This is a genomic window from Kitasatospora sp. NPDC043950 (assembly GCF_056435345.1).
In genome coordinates this window covers 72,175-87,930 of the sequence record NZ_JBWKER010000014.1, presented here as the reverse complement: position 1 = coordinate 87,930, position 15,756 = coordinate 72,175, and the positions used below count along the sequence as shown (strand labels likewise).

11 protein-coding genes are annotated in these 15,756 nt (G+C 75.1%); 3 read left to right on the top strand and 8 right to left on the bottom strand.

All coding sequences use genetic code 11. From position 1 onward, the window contains the following. Positions 1-1,260: 1,260 nt before the first annotated feature. Positions 1,261-1,794, top strand: coding sequence for a hypothetical protein (locus tag AC07BF_RS12495; RefSeq protein ID WP_478333339.1), 534 nt, complete (start codon positions 1,261-1,263; stop codon positions 1,792-1,794). Between the two features lie 582 nt (positions 1,795-2,376). Here the strand turns inward: AC07BF_RS12495 and AC07BF_RS12490 are convergent. The 8 genes from AC07BF_RS12490 to AC07BF_RS12455 all read right to left on the bottom strand — a co-directional run bounded on the left by AC07BF_RS12490 (position 2,377) and on the right by AC07BF_RS12455 (position 12,247). Then, positions 2,377-2,535 (bottom strand): DUF6760 family protein, encoded by a 159-nt coding sequence (locus AC07BF_RS12490; protein WP_347878560.1) that lies wholly within the window; start codon positions 2,533-2,535, stop codon positions 2,377-2,379. Then, positions 2,532-3,020 carry a hypothetical protein gene (locus AC07BF_RS12485; RefSeq protein WP_363585558.1) on the bottom strand — a complete coding sequence of 163 codons (489 nt, stop codon included), beginning with the start codon at positions 3,018-3,020 and terminating at the stop codon, positions 2,532-2,534. The genes AC07BF_RS12490 and AC07BF_RS12485 overlap by 4 nt, the downstream gene beginning before the upstream one ends. After that, positions 3,017-3,457 (bottom strand): phage tail protein, encoded by a 441-nt coding sequence (locus tag AC07BF_RS12480; protein WP_063346012.1) that lies wholly within the window; start codon positions 3,455-3,457, stop codon positions 3,017-3,019. Before AC07BF_RS12480 ends, AC07BF_RS12485 begins: the two co-directional genes overlap by 4 nt. 38 nt (positions 3,458-3,495) lie before the next feature. Next, positions 3,496-5,043: a phage tail sheath family protein gene (locus tag AC07BF_RS12475; protein ID WP_400810206.1), complete on the bottom strand. Its 1,548-nt coding sequence runs from the start codon at positions 5,041-5,043 to the stop codon at positions 3,496-3,498. 195 nt (positions 5,044-5,238) lie between these two features. Next, positions 5,239-7,389, bottom strand: a complete 2,151-nt coding sequence (locus tag AC07BF_RS12470) for an AAA family ATPase (RefSeq protein WP_478333338.1) — start codon at positions 7,387-7,389, stop codon at positions 5,239-5,241. Continuing rightward, complete coding sequence (locus tag AC07BF_RS12465) at positions 7,386-8,129, bottom strand: Pvc16 family protein (protein WP_400810202.1); 744 nt, start codon at positions 8,127-8,129, stop codon at positions 7,386-7,388. Before AC07BF_RS12465 ends, AC07BF_RS12470 begins: the two co-directional genes overlap by 4 nt. After that, positions 8,126-11,386, bottom strand: a complete 3,261-nt coding sequence (locus tag AC07BF_RS12460; RefSeq protein WP_478333352.1) for a hypothetical protein — start codon at positions 11,384-11,386, stop codon at positions 8,126-8,128. The genes AC07BF_RS12465 and AC07BF_RS12460 overlap by 4 nt, the downstream gene beginning before the upstream one ends. A 135-nt stretch (positions 11,387-11,521) precedes the next feature. Beyond that, positions 11,522-12,247: a helix-turn-helix transcriptional regulator gene (locus AC07BF_RS12455; RefSeq protein ID WP_371522529.1), complete on the bottom strand. Its 726-nt coding sequence runs from the start codon at positions 12,245-12,247 to the stop codon at positions 11,522-11,524. Between the two features lie 239 nt (positions 12,248-12,486). On the opposite strand from AC07BF_RS12455, the gene AC07BF_RS12450 reads away from it, so the two are divergent. Together AC07BF_RS12450 and AC07BF_RS12445 are read left to right on the top strand one after the other, a co-directional pair. Next, on the top strand, positions 12,487-13,803 hold the full coding sequence (locus AC07BF_RS12450; RefSeq protein ID WP_478333337.1) for a COG1470 family protein: 1,317 nt from the start codon (positions 12,487-12,489) through the stop codon (positions 13,801-13,803). Positions 13,804-14,190: 387 nt separating this feature from the next. Beyond that, positions 14,191-15,690 (top strand): carboxylesterase/lipase family protein, encoded by a 1,500-nt coding sequence (locus AC07BF_RS12445; RefSeq protein ID WP_478333336.1) that lies wholly within the window; start codon positions 14,191-14,193, stop codon positions 15,688-15,690. The last annotated feature ends 66 nt before the right edge of the window (positions 15,691-15,756 follow it).

The window sequence follows — 15,756 nt, the reverse complement described above, 5'->3', positions numbered from 1 at the left end:
GCAGCAGAACGCCCTACCGCGCCCGAGCCGGCAGGGTCGGCGGAGCCGCCGGACGCCGGTCCCCGCGCACCCGCACGCGCCACCACGCCACCCCGCGCCGCCGGGCCGGTGCCTTCCGGGTCCGCCGGGGACGCCGGTGCCGCTGGGGACGCCGGGCGCGCAGCGTCGGGTCGGCTCGCCTGTGCCCGTCGGGGCAGGCGCAGGACGGCGGCGGCCCGGTGCCGCCAGCTCGCGGGTGCCACCGGTTCCGGGGCCTGCGGCACCTGGGTGCGCGCCGGCGGCTCCGGTGGCCAGGAGGCCCTGACGACGGGTGGGGCGGGCGCCTGCGCCGGCGCTCGGCCGGACACCGGTGCGGGCGCCGTCGCCGGTGCGGCGAGTGTGGACGCCATGCGGCGCTCGCCGAGCAGGCCCAGCGTACGGTGGCCCGGCCCGGCCGCCGGACGTGCGGCGGTGCCGCCGATCGGCGAGCGGGCCACGACCAGCGGGCCGGGCTCGCCCGGCGAAGCGGTGGGCCGCACGTCCCGGGCGCCACCGGTACCCCCCGTACCACCGGTACCACCGCTGCGCCGGGCCCGGCGGCCCGCGTCCTGCGGTGCCGTCCCGGGGGGCGACTGCGGCCCGACGGCGGGGCCGGGCTCGGTGGAGCCGCCCTGCCCGCTCGTGTCAGCGCTTCGCGCGCCGGGCGCAGCCGCACGCTGGACTGCCGTGGCGCCCGGCTCGGCGGGGGCCGTGCCCGTGGCGCGAGGAGCGCTTTCCGGGCTCGGGGCCGCCGCGCTTCGGCCGGTCGGCTGTGGTCGTGCGGAAGTGACGGGGGTGGCGGGAGTCCGTGGGGTGTCGGGAGTCGCGGGGGCTCCGTGGCCCGGGGCCGTGGTCCGCCGGACGGGGCCGCGCCGGCCGTCGGCCGTACCGGCGGCCCGTGCTCCGGGTGCCGCGCCCGCCGTCGGCGGCAGCGCGGTCAGCGGCGCACCCAGGCCGCCGTGCGTGCGGGCGTTGGACGATTCGGGGCGCGCCTGCTCGGTGCGCGGCTGTGTGGCGCGCCGCACGGCGGTCGGACCGCCGCCGGTCTGGACGGCGCGCTGCACAGGGGCGTCCCCGCGCCGTCCGGGCTCGGGACGGGCAGGGCGAGCCGAGCGCGCCGGGCTGCCCGGTGCCGACGGCTCCACACCGTCCGGCCCGCTCCCCGCCGGAGCTTCCTGCTGCGCGGGCGGGGAGACGATCGGCATCGGTCCGTGCCCGGCCTCGGGGCCTTGACCAGGGACGATGCCTGACGCGCCGTCGGCGTTGAGCCGTGGCGAGGCGCTGGCGGGCAGCGAGGTCAGCGGGGCACCGAGCACGGGTCGGCCCGGTGCGGCGCCTCCCCTCGCGCTGCCTCCCCTCGCGGCGCGCTGCACGGCGTTGCCGGTGCGCGGGGTCGGGGCATCGGTCGGCCGCACCGGAGCCGGCTCGGAGGTCTCGGACGGCCGCGTAGTGGCACCCGGCTCCACGACGGGCGGAGCGACGGCGGCGGAATGCTCCACCGTCGTCGCGCTCGCGGGCCGTTCCACCGGGGCCGCGCCCTCGGACCGCTCCACCGGCTTCGCGCCCTCAACAGGCTCCACCGACGCGACGGCAGCGGCACGCTCCACCGTCGTCGCGCTCGCGGCACGCTGCACCGGCCGGGGCGGGATCACGGCCACCGAGCGCGTCGGCAGCGACCGGGGGCGGGGTGCGGTGGTCAGCGGCTTCCCGACGCGACGCGACGGGACCGGCCTGGCAGTCCTGGCCTGCCCGGCAGACGGCACCTCGGAACCGTGAGCGGGCGCGGCGGCAGCCTGCGCGTCGCCGCCCTCGGCAGCCACCGCCCGTACGGGCAGCCGTCGCACCACGGCGCCGGACCTCTGCACCTGCCGCACCTGACCGAGCCCGCCCGTCGCGCCCGGCCCGCGCCCCACCGAATCCGAAGCCGAGGCCGGTACCGGATCCGCAGCCTCCGACGGCGCCACCGCCGGTGCGGCGTACGGCAGCACGGGCCCGTCCGCCCCGGCGGAGACCGCCGGGCCGAGGGGCCGTGCCACCGCCCGCAGGATGCCCGCCGGGGCGGACGGCAGGACCGCGTGCCCGAGTGCGCCGGTCAGCGAGGGGTTCTGCCAGGAGGCGAGCCGGGACCGGAACCGCAGGCCGTCGCTGACCCCGCCCGCCGCTCCCGCGAGGGTCGGGGTCAGAGGCGCGACCGCGCGCCAACCACCGTCCGGGGCGGGCGCGTCGGCCCGGGGCGCGGGAGCCGCGTCACCCGTGCCGCCGGCAGCACCCGAGGTACCCGGGGCACCCGAAGCGCCCGCCTCGCCCGGACCGCCGGCCTTCCGGCGCCCGAGCCGGTCCCGAATCCCCATCCCGCGCTCACCCGCCTTCGTTGACGCGGGTGTTGATCCGCGCGATCTCCCGCACCCACGCGCGGCGTTCCTGGTGGGACAGGTCGAGGATGTCCTCCCGCTGCCAGTGGAAGTGGTAGGCGATGTACGCGACCTCCTCGTACAGCCGGGTGGTCGCGTACGTCACCATTCCCCCAGGCGCCCACCAGCGAGGTCGACTTCGAAGGAGCCGTCGCAGTGCGGGCAGGTCACCGCGGCGCGGGTGTGGCCCTCGCTGTTGATCCGCTGGTAGAAGTCCTGGAGGAACGCGACGTCGGTGGCGTACATCTGCTCGACGACGCCGGCGTGCACGTCGGTGACGGTGCCGAGCCGGGTGATCACGTGGCTGAGCAGCACCACGCTCAGGTACGCCGGGTTCTCCTTGACCCGCAGGTCGATCTGGGGCATGAGTTCGTCCCGCGCGGTGGCCAGGCGCATGGCGCCGTGCCGGTGCAGGACGCCCTCGTCGTCCAGGTACCCGCGCGGGAGCTCGAACTCGAACTCCGTGTGCAGTCCGTGCCCCTGGGGGCCCCGCCCCCGCTGCGGCGCGGCGGCCTGCGGGGCCGCGGCGGGAGCGGGGGCGGCTGCCGGAGCCTGCTCCAGGAGTTCGTCGAGGCTGATCCGTCGTCTCATTCGACGGTGATCTCCTCGAACACGATGGTCACCGTCTCGGTCGCGGCGCTGGACTCACCGGCGGTGAGGGTGGGGCCCTCCCACCGGCTGGCCCAGGCGTTCATCAGCTGGATCCGCCGGAGGGTGGCACCGGTGGTGTCCTTGACCTCGATGGTGAGGTTCTGCCGCGCGGTGTTGATCGCGCCGTTGTTGAGGGTCTCGTTGATCCACTTGGTGAACGCCCCGCTCTTGTCGAGCCCGCGGGTGATCGTCACCTCGCCCGGCAGCCGCGCGCCGGGCTGTTTGCGGACGATCAGCTTGCCCTGCTGGGTCACCTGCTTGTACTCGACGACGTCCTGGTCGACGGTCAGGTTGCTGATCTCCTTGACGGACTCGACGTTGTAGCCGCCGAGTTGGACGCCGAATATGTGTGTGGAGAGCGGATCGCCTTCAGCCATGACTTCCTGTCACCTTCCGGTCTGTGCTGGCCTGCTGGTCACTCGTTGACGAGGCTCGTGCTGTCGGAGAACTGGGACAGCCGGAACACCACGAACTCGGCGGGCTTCACCGGAGCGACCCCGATCTCGCACACCACCTGCCCGAGGTCGATGGACTCCTGCGGGTTGTTCTCACGGTCGCACTTGACGTAGAAGGCCTCCGCGGCCGTGGCGCCGAACAGTGCCCCGCGCCGCCACTCCTCGGTCAGGAACGCCGTGATGTTGCGGCGGATGCTGGACCACAGCCGGTCGTCGTTGGGCTCGAACACCACCCACTGGGTCCCCAGGAGGATGGACTCCTCCAGGTAGTTGAAGAGCCGCCGCACGTTGAGGTAGCGCCACGCCGGGTCCGAGGAGAGGGTCCGGGCGCCCCAGATTCGGATGCCGCGCCCGGGGAAGGCCCGCACGCAGTTGACGCCGATCGGGTTCAGCAGGTCCTGCTCGCCCTTGCTGAGGCGGATCTCCAGGTCCACCGCGCCGCGGATGACCTCGTTGGCCGGCGCCTTGTGCACGCCGCGCTCGGCGTCGCTGCGCGCCCACACCCCGGCGGCGTGCCCGCTCGGCGGGACCATCGTGTTGCGGCCGGTCGCCGGGTCGAACACCTTGATCCACGGGTAGTACAGGGCCGCGTAGCGGGAGTCGAAGCCCGCCTCGTTGTTGCGCCAGTTGCGCACCTGCTGGGCGCTCAGCCCGGGCGGGGCGTCCAGGACGGCGATCCGGTCGCCCATCTGCTCGCAGTGCGACATCACCGCGAGCTGGACGGTCCGCACGCCCTCGGCGTCGATGTCCCCGCGCTGGTAGGCGCTCATCAGGTCGGGCACCGCGACCATGGTGATCTCGTCGATCGCCTCCAGGCCGGAGAACCCGGTGCGGGCCGAGGCGTCGCCGACGTACTCGGCGGGGCTGATCCGGGTCGTGGCGGCGGGGGCGACCGGCCCGGGCGCGGGGGCTGCGGCGAGGGCGAGCGTCTGGCGCTCCGGGCGGCTCGGCGCGGTGCCCGGCTGCTCGCTGACCGCGACGAGCTTGGACTCGCGCAGCTGGGTGACGACGTAGCCCTTGGTGTTCTTGCGGGTCGAGACGTCGTACGTCTCGGCGACCTCGGCGCCCTTGCGGAGCACCAGCCGGAACCGGTCGTCGGGGACGTTGTCGCCCTCGACGTCGGCGATCTCGACGGTCAGGTCGGCGCCCCCAGCGGGCAGGGCCGTGAACAGGAAGCCGGCGTGGGCGGTGGGCGCGGGCGCCGATCGGGCGACCGGCGGCCAGCCGCCGGCCGTCTCGCCGGCGGGCTCGCCGATCCGCACGACGTAGACGGCGCCGCCGCCGTTGGCGAAGAAGCCGTAGACGGCGTGGGGCAGGTAGGTGCCTTCGGAGAAGCCGCCGAACTGCTGGACGTACTGGTCCCAGTTGGTCACCAGGGTGGGCTCGTGGAAGGGGCCGGTCTGGGCGAAGCCGACGAGGGCGGCGACGGCCGTGCCGACACCCTCGATCGGCCGGGCACCGGACTGGACCTCCTCCACGTACACGCCCGGGGTGAGGTACGACGGCATGCTCGCTCCTTCGGGGTGGCCGATCATTCGCCACCGAGTCTGCTGCCGGGCCGCCACCCGCGACATGTCCGCAGGTCCCGGACCAGGGGCAGAGCCGCTGCCCCGGCGGGCACCCCGGCAGGGCCTCACCGGTCGTCAGCCGGTTGTCAGTCGGTCACCGGCCGACCGTCGGCCGGTGGTCGCCCGGCCGCGCGCTCAGGCCCGCCCGGTGCCCCCGGAGGCACGCGACCACGGCCCGAACTCGCTCTCCAGGACGAGCCGGCCGAGCTTGCGGTACTCCCGCTCGACCGCGAACACCAGCTCCGCCATGCCCAGCGGGCGGCCCGTCTCGGCGGCCAGGTAGGCCGCGGTCACCGCGCAGGCCCGGATGGAGCCGCCGGCGAGTTCGAAGTGCCGTGCGCAGAACGCCAGGTCGAGGTCGTCGCCGCGGGGGATCCGCGGGCCCAGGCAGCGCTCCCACAGGGCGTGCCGCTGTTCCTCGTCCGGCACCGGGAACTCCGCGATGACGTCCAGCCGCCGGGTGAACGCCTCGTCGAGGTTGGCGCGCAGGTTGGTCGTCAGCACGGCGATCCCGTCGAAGGACTCCATCCGCTGCAACAGGTACGCCGACTCCACGTTGGCGTGGCGGTCGTGGGCGTCCTTGACCTGCGACCGCTTGCCGAAGATCGCGTCGGCCTCGTCGAACAGCAGGACGGCGTTCACGTGCGAGGCCTCGGTGAAGATCCGCTCCAGGTTCTTCTCCGTCTCGCCGATGTACTTGTCCACGACGGTGGACAGGTCCACGACGTACAGCTCCATGCCGAGTTCGGCGGCGACCACCTCGGCCGACATGGTCTTCCCGGTGCCGGACTCCCCCGCGAACAGCGCGATCACCCCGCGCCCGCGCCCTCCGCCCGGCCGCATCCGCCACTGGCCGAGCACCTGGTCGCGGTGCCTGGCACGCAGCGCGAGCTCGTGCAGTTGGCGCGCGGTGGGCTCGGGCAGCACCAGGTCGTCCCACCCGACGGCGGGCTCGATCCGGCGGGCGAGGCGGGCGAGCCCCGCCCCGTTCTGCGCCCGTACGGCGGCCCGCAGGTCGTCGGCGGTCACCGGGCGGTGTTCGGCTGCGGCCGTCCTGGTCGCGACCCCGGCGGCCCTGGCCACCTGGTCCTCGTCCAGCTGGTACGGGGCGACGGCCTCGGCCAACTCGGGTCTCAGCACGCCCTCGTACGGCCCTTCCGCAGGGCCTTCCCCGGGTTCACCCGAAGGCTCACCCGAAGGCTCGTGCGAAGCCCCGCCCAGCGCGTGCGCCCAGCGTTCCGCACGCTGCGCCGGGTCCAGCGGAGGGGCCACGAGCACCACCGGGCTCTCCTGCGCCCACGTCGGATCCCACGGGCGCGACCCGTGCACGAGCAGCGGCACCTCGGCGAGTTCCGCGCACAGCTCGCGCAACAGCCCGGCCCGCTCGGGGCGTTCGGGTTCGAGCCGCTCCAGCGGGCCCAGCACCACACCGCTGCCGCTCAGCCGCGCCTCCCGGGCGAGCGCCCGGACCACGGCCTCCGGGGGGCGGGCGGCGAGCGCGGTGACGTCGACGACCAGGGCCCGGCGGCCGAGGCCCGCGAGGGCGTCGACCGCGAGCCGCCCGGCGTTGCCGCCTCGGTCCAGCAGGTGCACCAGTCCGCCGCCGTTGGCCACGGTGGCGCGCAGTCGGCGCGCGGCCTGCGGCGGGGTGCCGACGCCGGACCGGCCGACGCGGACCAGCCCGCGCAGCGCGCCGTCGGGTTCGTCCGAGCCGAGCAGATGGGCCGTCACCCGGTCGGGCAGGCGCAGGCCCCGGGAGAGCAGCGGGCGTTCCGGTTCGGTGATCTCCAGCAGGCCGCCGGCGACCAGCGGGGCCTGGGCGGAGAAGCGGAACCGGCCGGCGCCCGCCCCGGACAGCCCGCACAGTTCGAGCGCGAGCCCGATGGTCGGCCGGCGCAGGGTCAGGTCGTCGTTGAGGTAACCGTAGAGCCGTTCGAAGCGGGTGTCGAGGTCGGGGGCGAGTGCCACCAGCAGGAGTTCGAGGTCCAGCGGGAGCAGTCCGAAGCCGTCGACGAGCCGTTCGGTCCTCGATCCGGGCGGTGGCGGCGGCGGTTCCCCGAGGTCGGCGCCGGCCCGGCCCGTCGCGGCGGGCGCCGCGAGGATCCGTTCCGCCGCCTCCGGGGTGAGGTACTGGCCCCGGTACGGGTCGTCCGGGTCCGGGTCGTCGGCCCTGCGCTCGCGGACGGCGGCCCGGATCCGCTGTTCGAGGCGGCTCAGCCGCTCCCACAGGTCGTCCAAGTCGGCGGCGGGCCCGCTGGTGGCCGCCGCTTCCAGGTCGAGGGTCATCGCGGCGCACCGCCGCGCCGTCTGCGGCCCGGCGGCAGCTGGCGTTCCCGGGGCGCGGCGAAGCCGTCCGCGCCGGGGTCCGTGCCGCCCTCGTAACGCAGCCGGCGGCCCGGGTCGTCCGTGGCCTCCGGGGCGTCGTCGCCGCTCTCGCCGCTCTCGCCGCCCTTGTCGCCCTTGTCGACGGCGCGCAGCACGAGCCCGTCGGTGACCGGGGGCCCCGCCTGGGCCCGCCGACCGGACAGCGGGGCGAGCACCCTGAGGTCGATCGAGGGTTTCAGCTCACCGCCGAGGGCCGACCACACGTCGGACACCGACGGCATGCCCTCGCCGCGCCCGGCGGTCTCCAGCCCGACGGTGAGCCCGAGTTCGGCGAGCGTGCCGGTGAGCAGCCGGGCGGGCAGCGCGTCGGCGGCCGTCAGGCAGCGGAGCACCTCCGACAGCAGCCGGTGCTCGTCCTGGGCCCGGTTGGTCCACGCCGTCACCAGGTAGGCCAGTTCGAACCAGCGGGGCGCGCTGCGCCAGGCCACGACCACGCCGTCGGCGTCGTGCTGCTCGGCGGCGCCGGCCTGGCGGCGGGACACGTCCTCGCGGATGCCGTAGAGGAAGACGCTGACGGTGGGGGCGTTGCGCCGGGCGGCCCAGTCCCGGGTCGGCGATTCGAAGACCAGCTCGATCCCGCGTTCCTGGAGGCCGCTCTCGACGAGCAGGAGCCGCAGCGCCTCGTCGACTTCGTGGATCACCGCCGCTGCACCTCCCCCGGCGGGCCGACGCTGCCGGTCACCACGAGGAAGGGGGTGGTCACCGGGGAGAAGCCGGGGCCGCTCGCGGTGATGGTCCGGGGGCCGGTCTCGTCCTTGGCGAGGATGAGCAGCTGGCCCGCGAAGGTGCCGTCGGTCTTGGGGACGGTGGGCGCCGCGGCGGCGGTGATGCCGGGCGTCCAGGTGAGGGTCACCGGTGTGCCGGGCGGGAAGTCCACGCCGCGGACGGAGGTCACGAAGCCGGGCTTGCCGATCGGCGGCACCGCGACGATGCGGGGCTGCAGGATGCGCAGCGGGGTCCGCGCGACGTGGTCGCCCGGGTCGGCGTCCGTGCCGGTGGTGGTCAGGACGGAGGTGATGGTGGTGTCCAGGGTCGCCTCGGGGGCGAGCACCACCTGCACGACGGCGCTGCCGCCCGGGGGCAGGTCGGCCACGTCGCAGACCCCGCCGGTGCAGCCGGGTGGCATCGGCCCGGTGGGGACGCCGGCGGGCAGGCCGAGCGAGACGCGCAGTCCGGTGGCGAGGGCCTGGCCGTCGTTGCGCACGGTGTAGGTGACGGTGACCCGGCCGCCGACGTATCCGGGGTTCGGCTGGGCGCCGACCGTCACGGCCGGTCCGGCCTTCGGCGCGGGCGGCGCCGGCTGCGGTGCGGGGGCCGGGGCGGGCGGCGGTGGCGGCGGGGCCGGAGGTGAGGAGACGGGCGGTGTCGGGGTCGGGGTCTGGGTCGGTGTCGGCGAGGCAGTCGGGGTCGGGGTCGGGGTCGGAGACGGGCTCGGGGACGGCGACGCGGCCTGGACGGGTACGACCGTCTGCGCGATGTTGTCCTCGGGCTTCGGGTCGACCACCGCCCCGGTCACCCACCAGCCGAACCGCTGGTCGCCGGCCACGGTCCCGACGACGGTGGCGGTCACCTGGACGACCGCGCCCGGGGCCAGGGTGCCGAGTTCGCACCGGAGGGCGTCGGCGGCGCAGGTGCCGGCCGTGGCCTTGAGCCCGGTGAGCCGGGCGCCCGTCGGCACCGACGCGGTGAACGCGGTACCGGGTGAGGGCGCCGGGCCGTGGTTGGTGACGGTGATGGCCACGGTGGTGGAGCCCCCGATCTGCATCGGGATGGTGGCGGCCGGCGCGCTCAGCGACAGGTCGACGGACTGCTGGACGCTCGGTTCCTTCTGCCGCCCCGGCAGCCTGGAGTTGACGGAGGTGAGCCGGCCGGTCGCGAAGTCGTAGCTCTGCAGCGCCTCCGGCGAGTTCGCCGGCAGGGCCCGGCGGGACGTCAGCACCAGCTGCCCGCCGTCCGCCGTCCAGGCGACGTCGCGGGGCTGGAACGGGCCGGTGGCGGAGGTGTCCGGCAGCGGGCGGCGGCAGGCGTTCCGGTCCTGGCTCAGTCCGGCGGGCAGGACCACCGTGCAGCCGTCGCCGGTGGCCGAGCTGACGAGGACTCCGTTCTGCTGGTTGAGCCCGCCGTCGCCGGTCTTGCGGTTGAAGGCGACGCGCCGGCCGTCGGGCGAGAACGCGGGGCTGTCGTCGATGACGTCGCAGGCGCCCGGGCAGGCCCTGCGGCTGAGGTCGGTCGGCCGGTCGAGGGCGTTGGCGGGCACGGTCCACACGTGCTTGTTGCCGCCGTTGCCGTTGACGACCTCGGTCCTGGTGTAGGCGATCAGCTTGCCGTCCGGGGACCACGAGGGCTGGGCCATGGACGCGGCCGGCTGGCCGTTGGTCGGTTCGACGGTGCCGACGATCGCGCCGGTCGACACGTCCGCGATCAGCACCCGCCCGGGGCCGGAGGCCGCCCCGACGCCGCCGGGCGAGGTCCTGGTGAAGGCCATCAGGCGGCCGTCGGGCGAGAGCTCCGGGTCGGTGTCCCAGTCCTTCGGTCCGCGCCCGGCGAGGTTCATCGGCTTCGGGTCTGAGCCGTCGGCGCCGGTCTGCCAGATCCGTTCGATCCGGCCGGCGGGCGAGTCCTCGAAGCGGGTCAGCACGATCCGCCGGCCGTCCGGTGTGTAGGTCTGCCGTTCGAACCACGGGTCGTAGCCGGGGCGGGGGTTGAACAGGGGGTCGGCCGCGGGGTCGGTGTCGGTGTCGGCGGCCGGGTCCTCCCGGAGCACGCTGACGCCCAGGTCGCGCGGGTCCGCTCCGTCGGGGCGGATGTCCGACAGGTCGGCCACGTTGGGGGTGTCGGCGCTGTTGCGGTCCACGACGGGCCCGCCGCCCTTCTGGGGGCCGAGCCAGACCGGTGTGCGGACGGCACGGTCCTCGCTCGCCACCAGTTCGGCCCCGCCGCAGAAGCAGGTCAGGGCGCGGTACACGTTCTCGTACGGCGTCGGGTCGGCGTTCTGCCGGTTGGGGCTGAGGAAGAGCACGCCGCTGCCGTCGGGCAGCCAACCGGCGGACCTGGTCCGCCAGTCGCCGCCGACGCCGGGGAAGAACGCCCGGTCGTTGGTGCCCTCGGGCGAGATCACCCGCAGCTGCGGCCCGGTCTGGCCGGCCTGGTCCCAGGTGTAGACGATCTGGTCGCGCAGGTCGGGCGCGTCCACCGGGTTCCACGCCGGTTCGACGGCGTTGCCGGCGGTCACCGCGGTGATCCGCCGCGCCGCGCCGCCGGCCAGCGGCATGACGTAGACCTGGGTGTGCGCCGGGTCCACGTCGCAGGTGTACGCGACCCACTTGCCGTCGGGCGAGACCGTCGGGTGCGCCTCGGAGTCCGCGGTGTCGGTCAGCCTGCGCAGGCCGGTGCCGTCGGTGTTGACCACCCAGAGGTCCCGCTGGGTCTGCCCGTTGCGCCCGCCGGGCTCCACCGCGTCGAACACGACGGTCCTGCCGTCCGGGGCGAGCGTCGGCTCCGCGGTGTCCATGCCGGTGGTGAGCCTGCGCACCGCGCCCGACGCCTCGCGCAGGTAGACCTGGGGCAGCGGGCCGTCCCGCAGGCTGGTGAACACCAACTGGTCGCCGCGCGCGGAGGGTTCGGTGTCGAAGTGGACGGGGCCGGGCCCGAACAGCGACGCGCTCGACGTCGGCCCGGTCAGCCGCGCCAGGCTGCGGTGGCCGGTGCCGGCGTAGACGATCCGTCCGCTCTCCGCCGTGGCCCCGGCGGCCACCGGGGCGGCGCCTCGTCCGTCGCCGTCGGAGTTCGCGGTGCCCAGCGTCACCACGGCCACGGCCAGGGACAGCAACGTCGCGACGGCGGCTCGCGCCGAGCGCCGCAGGGGGCGGGGAGTGCCGGTGGCGCCGATCACGCTCAACCTCACAGACCGAGAAGGGTACGTCCGGCAGTCTCCCCGGCCCGGGCGCCGGGGCGACAGGCCCCGGGCACCCGAGCCGGGGGTAGCGACCGGTGCCCCTGAGGGCAATCCGGCGCCGACGCTCCGGCGGCGTCCTCAGATGAGGCCGTGGCGCATCGCGTACCCGACGGCGTGGGCGCGGTTGCGCAGTCCCAGCCGGGTGGTGATCTCGTGCAGCACGTTCTTGACCGTGCGTTCGGAGTACGAGGTCTCGGCCGCTATCTCACTGGTGTCGAGGCCGTCGGCGACCAGCCGGAGCATCTCCGCCTCGCGCGCGGTCAGGGTCGACAGGGTCAGCCCGCGCGGGTCGAGCATGGTGCGCTGGAGGCTGCCGACCCGGTCGAGCAGCTTGCCGAGGAGGTCCCCCGGCATGACGCCCTCGCCGTTGGCCAGGGCGGTGATGAGGTGGACGAGCCGGTCCTGGTCGGCGTCCGAGCGGCGCAGCACGGCGCCGACGCCGCACTCGATGATGGTCTGCAGGCCGCCGGCCTCGAAGTGGCCCACGACCAGCCCGGTCCGGCTCTGCGTGTTGAGGCGGAGCCGGCGCAGCCGGTCGGTCACGGCGTCGTTCAGCCCGTCGACCACCATCAGGGAGACCTGTGCGCGCGCGACGTCGCCCTCGGCGAGCAGTTCCACCTCCGGCCGGTGCCTCAGCTGCTGGACGACGCCCGTGTGCAGGATGATGTCCTCCGCGTACACCGCCACCTGGACCCGGCCCGGCTTCACGTTCACGCGCACCGCGGCGGGCTCGGCCGATCCACGCGGTCGGGCCTGCACGGACCTGGTCGCCCCGACGGCCTCATGGGTGGTGGTTTCGATCATCGTCATCCAACTGTTCCGTTCTGCTTCGTCTGCGTCACCGGACGCATGGTGAGGACGGCCGGGCGCCATGTCATGGAGCCGGCCGCGGGTGTTGCCGGGGGGACGGGGTGGGGAGCGTTGGCTGGGGGCGGGGCATCGGCCCCGGGCAGGGCCCGGTTGTTCCCGCGGGCAAGGGGTGTGCCCGCGGCTTGCCCGCGGGGCTCTCTCCTGGGGGTGTCCTCCGGCCCTACCGTCACGGCATGACCGCATCCGCCGAACTCGGCCTTCCCGCGCTGACGGTGTCGCCCGGAGACGTGGCCACGACGACCCTGACGGTACGCAACGACACCGATATCGTTGAGGCGTACTCGCTGGAGGTGGTCGGGGCCTGCGCTCCGTGGACGACGGTCGAGCCGGCCCGTCTCTCGCTCTTCCCGGGGACGTCCGAGACGGTGACGATACGGCTCGCCCCGGCCCGCTCGCACGAGGTGCGGGCGGGTGAGTTCCCGCTCGGCATCCGGGTGTTGCCCGCCGAGCGCCCCGAACTGGTGACCGTGCCGGAGACGACCGTCACCGTGACGCCGTTCCGGGAGCTGCGCGCCGCGCTCGCTCCCCGGCGCCGCCGGGGCTGGCTCCGCGCCCGCTACCGGACGTCGGTGCGCAACCTCGGGAACACCGCGGCCGTCGTGACGTTCGCCCCGGCGCAGCCCGGCGAGGAGCTGCGCTTCGGGTTCGCCCCGGAGCGGCTGCGACTCGCACCGGGCGAGTCCGCCGAGACCCGGCTGCGGGTGCGCGCGCGCAAGTTGATCTGGTTCGGCAAGCCGGCCACCTGGCCCTTCGAGGTCACCGTCGGCCAGGAGGGCGAGGCCGCCAAGACGGACGGCCCGCAGCCGGCCGAGCGGCCGCACGTCCTGGAGGGCGAGTTCGTCCAGCACGCGCTGCTGCCCAAGTGGCTGCTCGCGCTCATCGCGGCGCTGATCGCGCTGCTGCTGGCCTGGCTCACGCTGGTCCGGCCGGCGGTGCGCAGTTCCGCGAAGCAGGCCGCCGACAAGGCCGTCGAGCAGAAGGTCGCCTCGTTCACCCCGGCCCCCGTCGCGGCTCCGCCGGCCCCGGCCCCCGGAGCGACTCCGAGCGGTCAGGGGCAGCAGGGCGGCGCTGCGGGCGGCGGCTCCGGCGGTGGTTCGGGCGGGGGCTCCGGCCGCTCGGTCCCGGGGACGGAGCAGCAGTTCTCCACGACGGTAGACGTGACCACCAACACCAGCGGCTCCGCGGTGGGCGCCTACCGGGTGGACCACGGCAAGGTCTTCCGCATCACCGACATCGTCGCCGCCAACTTCCAGGGCGACCAAGGGCTGTTGACCATCAAGTTCGGCGAGCAGACGATCACGACCATCGCCTTGGAGACCTTCCGTAACCAGGACTATCACTGGGTGACTCCCATCGAGGTCCCCGAGGACCAGACGGTGACGGCGAGCGTTGTCTGCCAGCAGCCGGGTACGCCCGCCTCGGGGAAGCAGGCCACCCAGTGCCACGAACTGCTGAACGTCAGTGGGCAGTTGAGCGATATCAAGCGCTGAAACCGCACCTCTCCCTCACTTCTCGTTCACACCATGCACCTGTCAATGGAGTGCGACATTACTGGCGGGTTCAGTAGTCGTTTCTAACACCAACCCGGCCTTGATGGGACAGAGAGTGACGTGAGTGACACCCGCCCGGAAGCCCGGCGGACGCCATAGGGCCCGCCAGGACCGGTCATCCGCCCGAACGGGCAAGCGGAGCGGCCCGTTCGTACAGTGGATCCTGCCCTTTCGCCCATGCCTGACACCTCGTCAACCACCGCGCCCGGAAACAGGATCGCCGACCGGTCGGTCGGTCGGAAACGGGCGAACGGCCCGTCCGGGTGCCGGTCGAGGGCCGTCGATTACCCTGGAGGCGGTCGGAGCAGCCGGACCGAGGAGAGACCCGTGCCGGAGCTCGACCTGCCCACCCACCCGACCGTGCGCACCGCCGAGGGCCTGCTGCGCGGCCGCCTCCTCGGCCGGCACGCCGTCTTCCGGGGCGTCCCGTACGCCCGGCCCCCGGTGGGAGCGCTGCGCTTCGCCGCCCCCGCCCCGGCCGAACCCTGGGACGGCGTCCGCGAGGCGGCACGGTTCGGCCCGACCCCGCCGCAGTCCGGGCCGACAGCCGCGAGCCCGGCCGGGGACACCGACTGGCTGACGCTCAACGTCCACACCCCCGACCCGGGCGCGGCCGGACTGCCCGTCCTGGTCTGGATCCCCGGCGGCGGCTACGTCACGGCGGCCTCGGACGACCCCATGTACGACGCCACGGCCCTGGCCTCCGCCGGACTCGTCGTGGTCAGCCTCAACTACCGGGTGGGCGTCGAGGGTTTCGGCCGGCTCGACGGCGCCCCGGCCAACCGCGGCCTGCTCGACCAGGCCGCCGCGCTGCGGTGGGTCCGGCGCAACATCGCCGTGTTCGGCGGCGACCCCGACCAGGTCACCGTCGCCGGCCAGTCCGCCGGGGCCGGCTCGATCGCCGCACTGCTCACCATGAAGCCGGTGCGCGGCCTGTTCCGACGCGCCGTCACCCACTCGGTGCCGGGCAGCCACTGCACCCCCGCCCTGGCCGCCGACGTCACCGCCGCACTGGCCGGCCGACTCGGCACCGCGCCCACCGCCGCCGCCCTGTCGGCGGTCGACCCCTGGCGCCTCGCCGGGGAACTCACCGCCCTCAGCGCCGACCTGACCGGACACGGCGAGCGCTGGGGGGCCTTCGCCCAGTCCGGCCTCGCGGTCTGCCCGGTCGTCGACGGCGACGTCCTGCCCGAAGCGCCCTGGCCCGCCCTGGCCGCCGGCCGGGCCGCCGGGATCGACCTGCTCGTCGGCCACACCCGCGACGAGTTCCGGCTGTTCACCGTCATGGCCGGCCTCCTCGGCACCTTCACCGAACAGGACGCCCGCACCGCGCTCGACCTCTTCGCCCCGCAGCCGCACGGCCCCGACGCCTACCGCGCCGCGTACCCGCGGGCAACCCCGGACGAACTGCTGGAGTCCGTCCGCTCCGACGCCCTGTTCCGAATGCCCTCGCTCCAGCTCGCCGAGGCCAACACCGCCGCCGGCGGCACCTCCTACCTGTTCGATCTGGCCCTGCCCGCGCTCGGCGGGGTCCTGGGCGCCTGCCACAGCCTCGACGTCCCCCTGGCCTTCGGAACGCTGGACAGCCCGATCGGGCGGCAGCTCCTCGGCGACACCCCCTCGCCGGAGGCCGTCGCGGTCTCCCACGAGCTCCACCGGGCCTGGGCCTCCTTCGCCACCACCGGCGATCCCGGCTGGCCCGCCTTCCACCCCGACGAACAGCTCACCCGCGTCCTGGACGCCCGCCCCCGCACCGTCCGCTACCCCGAGCAGACCGCCCGCCGGATCTGGACCGGACACCACCCCGCCGCCTTCGACCTGCGCTGACCGCCCGGGACGCCGCCGACCAGTGCGATCTCCACTTCGCTCACCCCGTTCCGTGCCCGTTCCGCG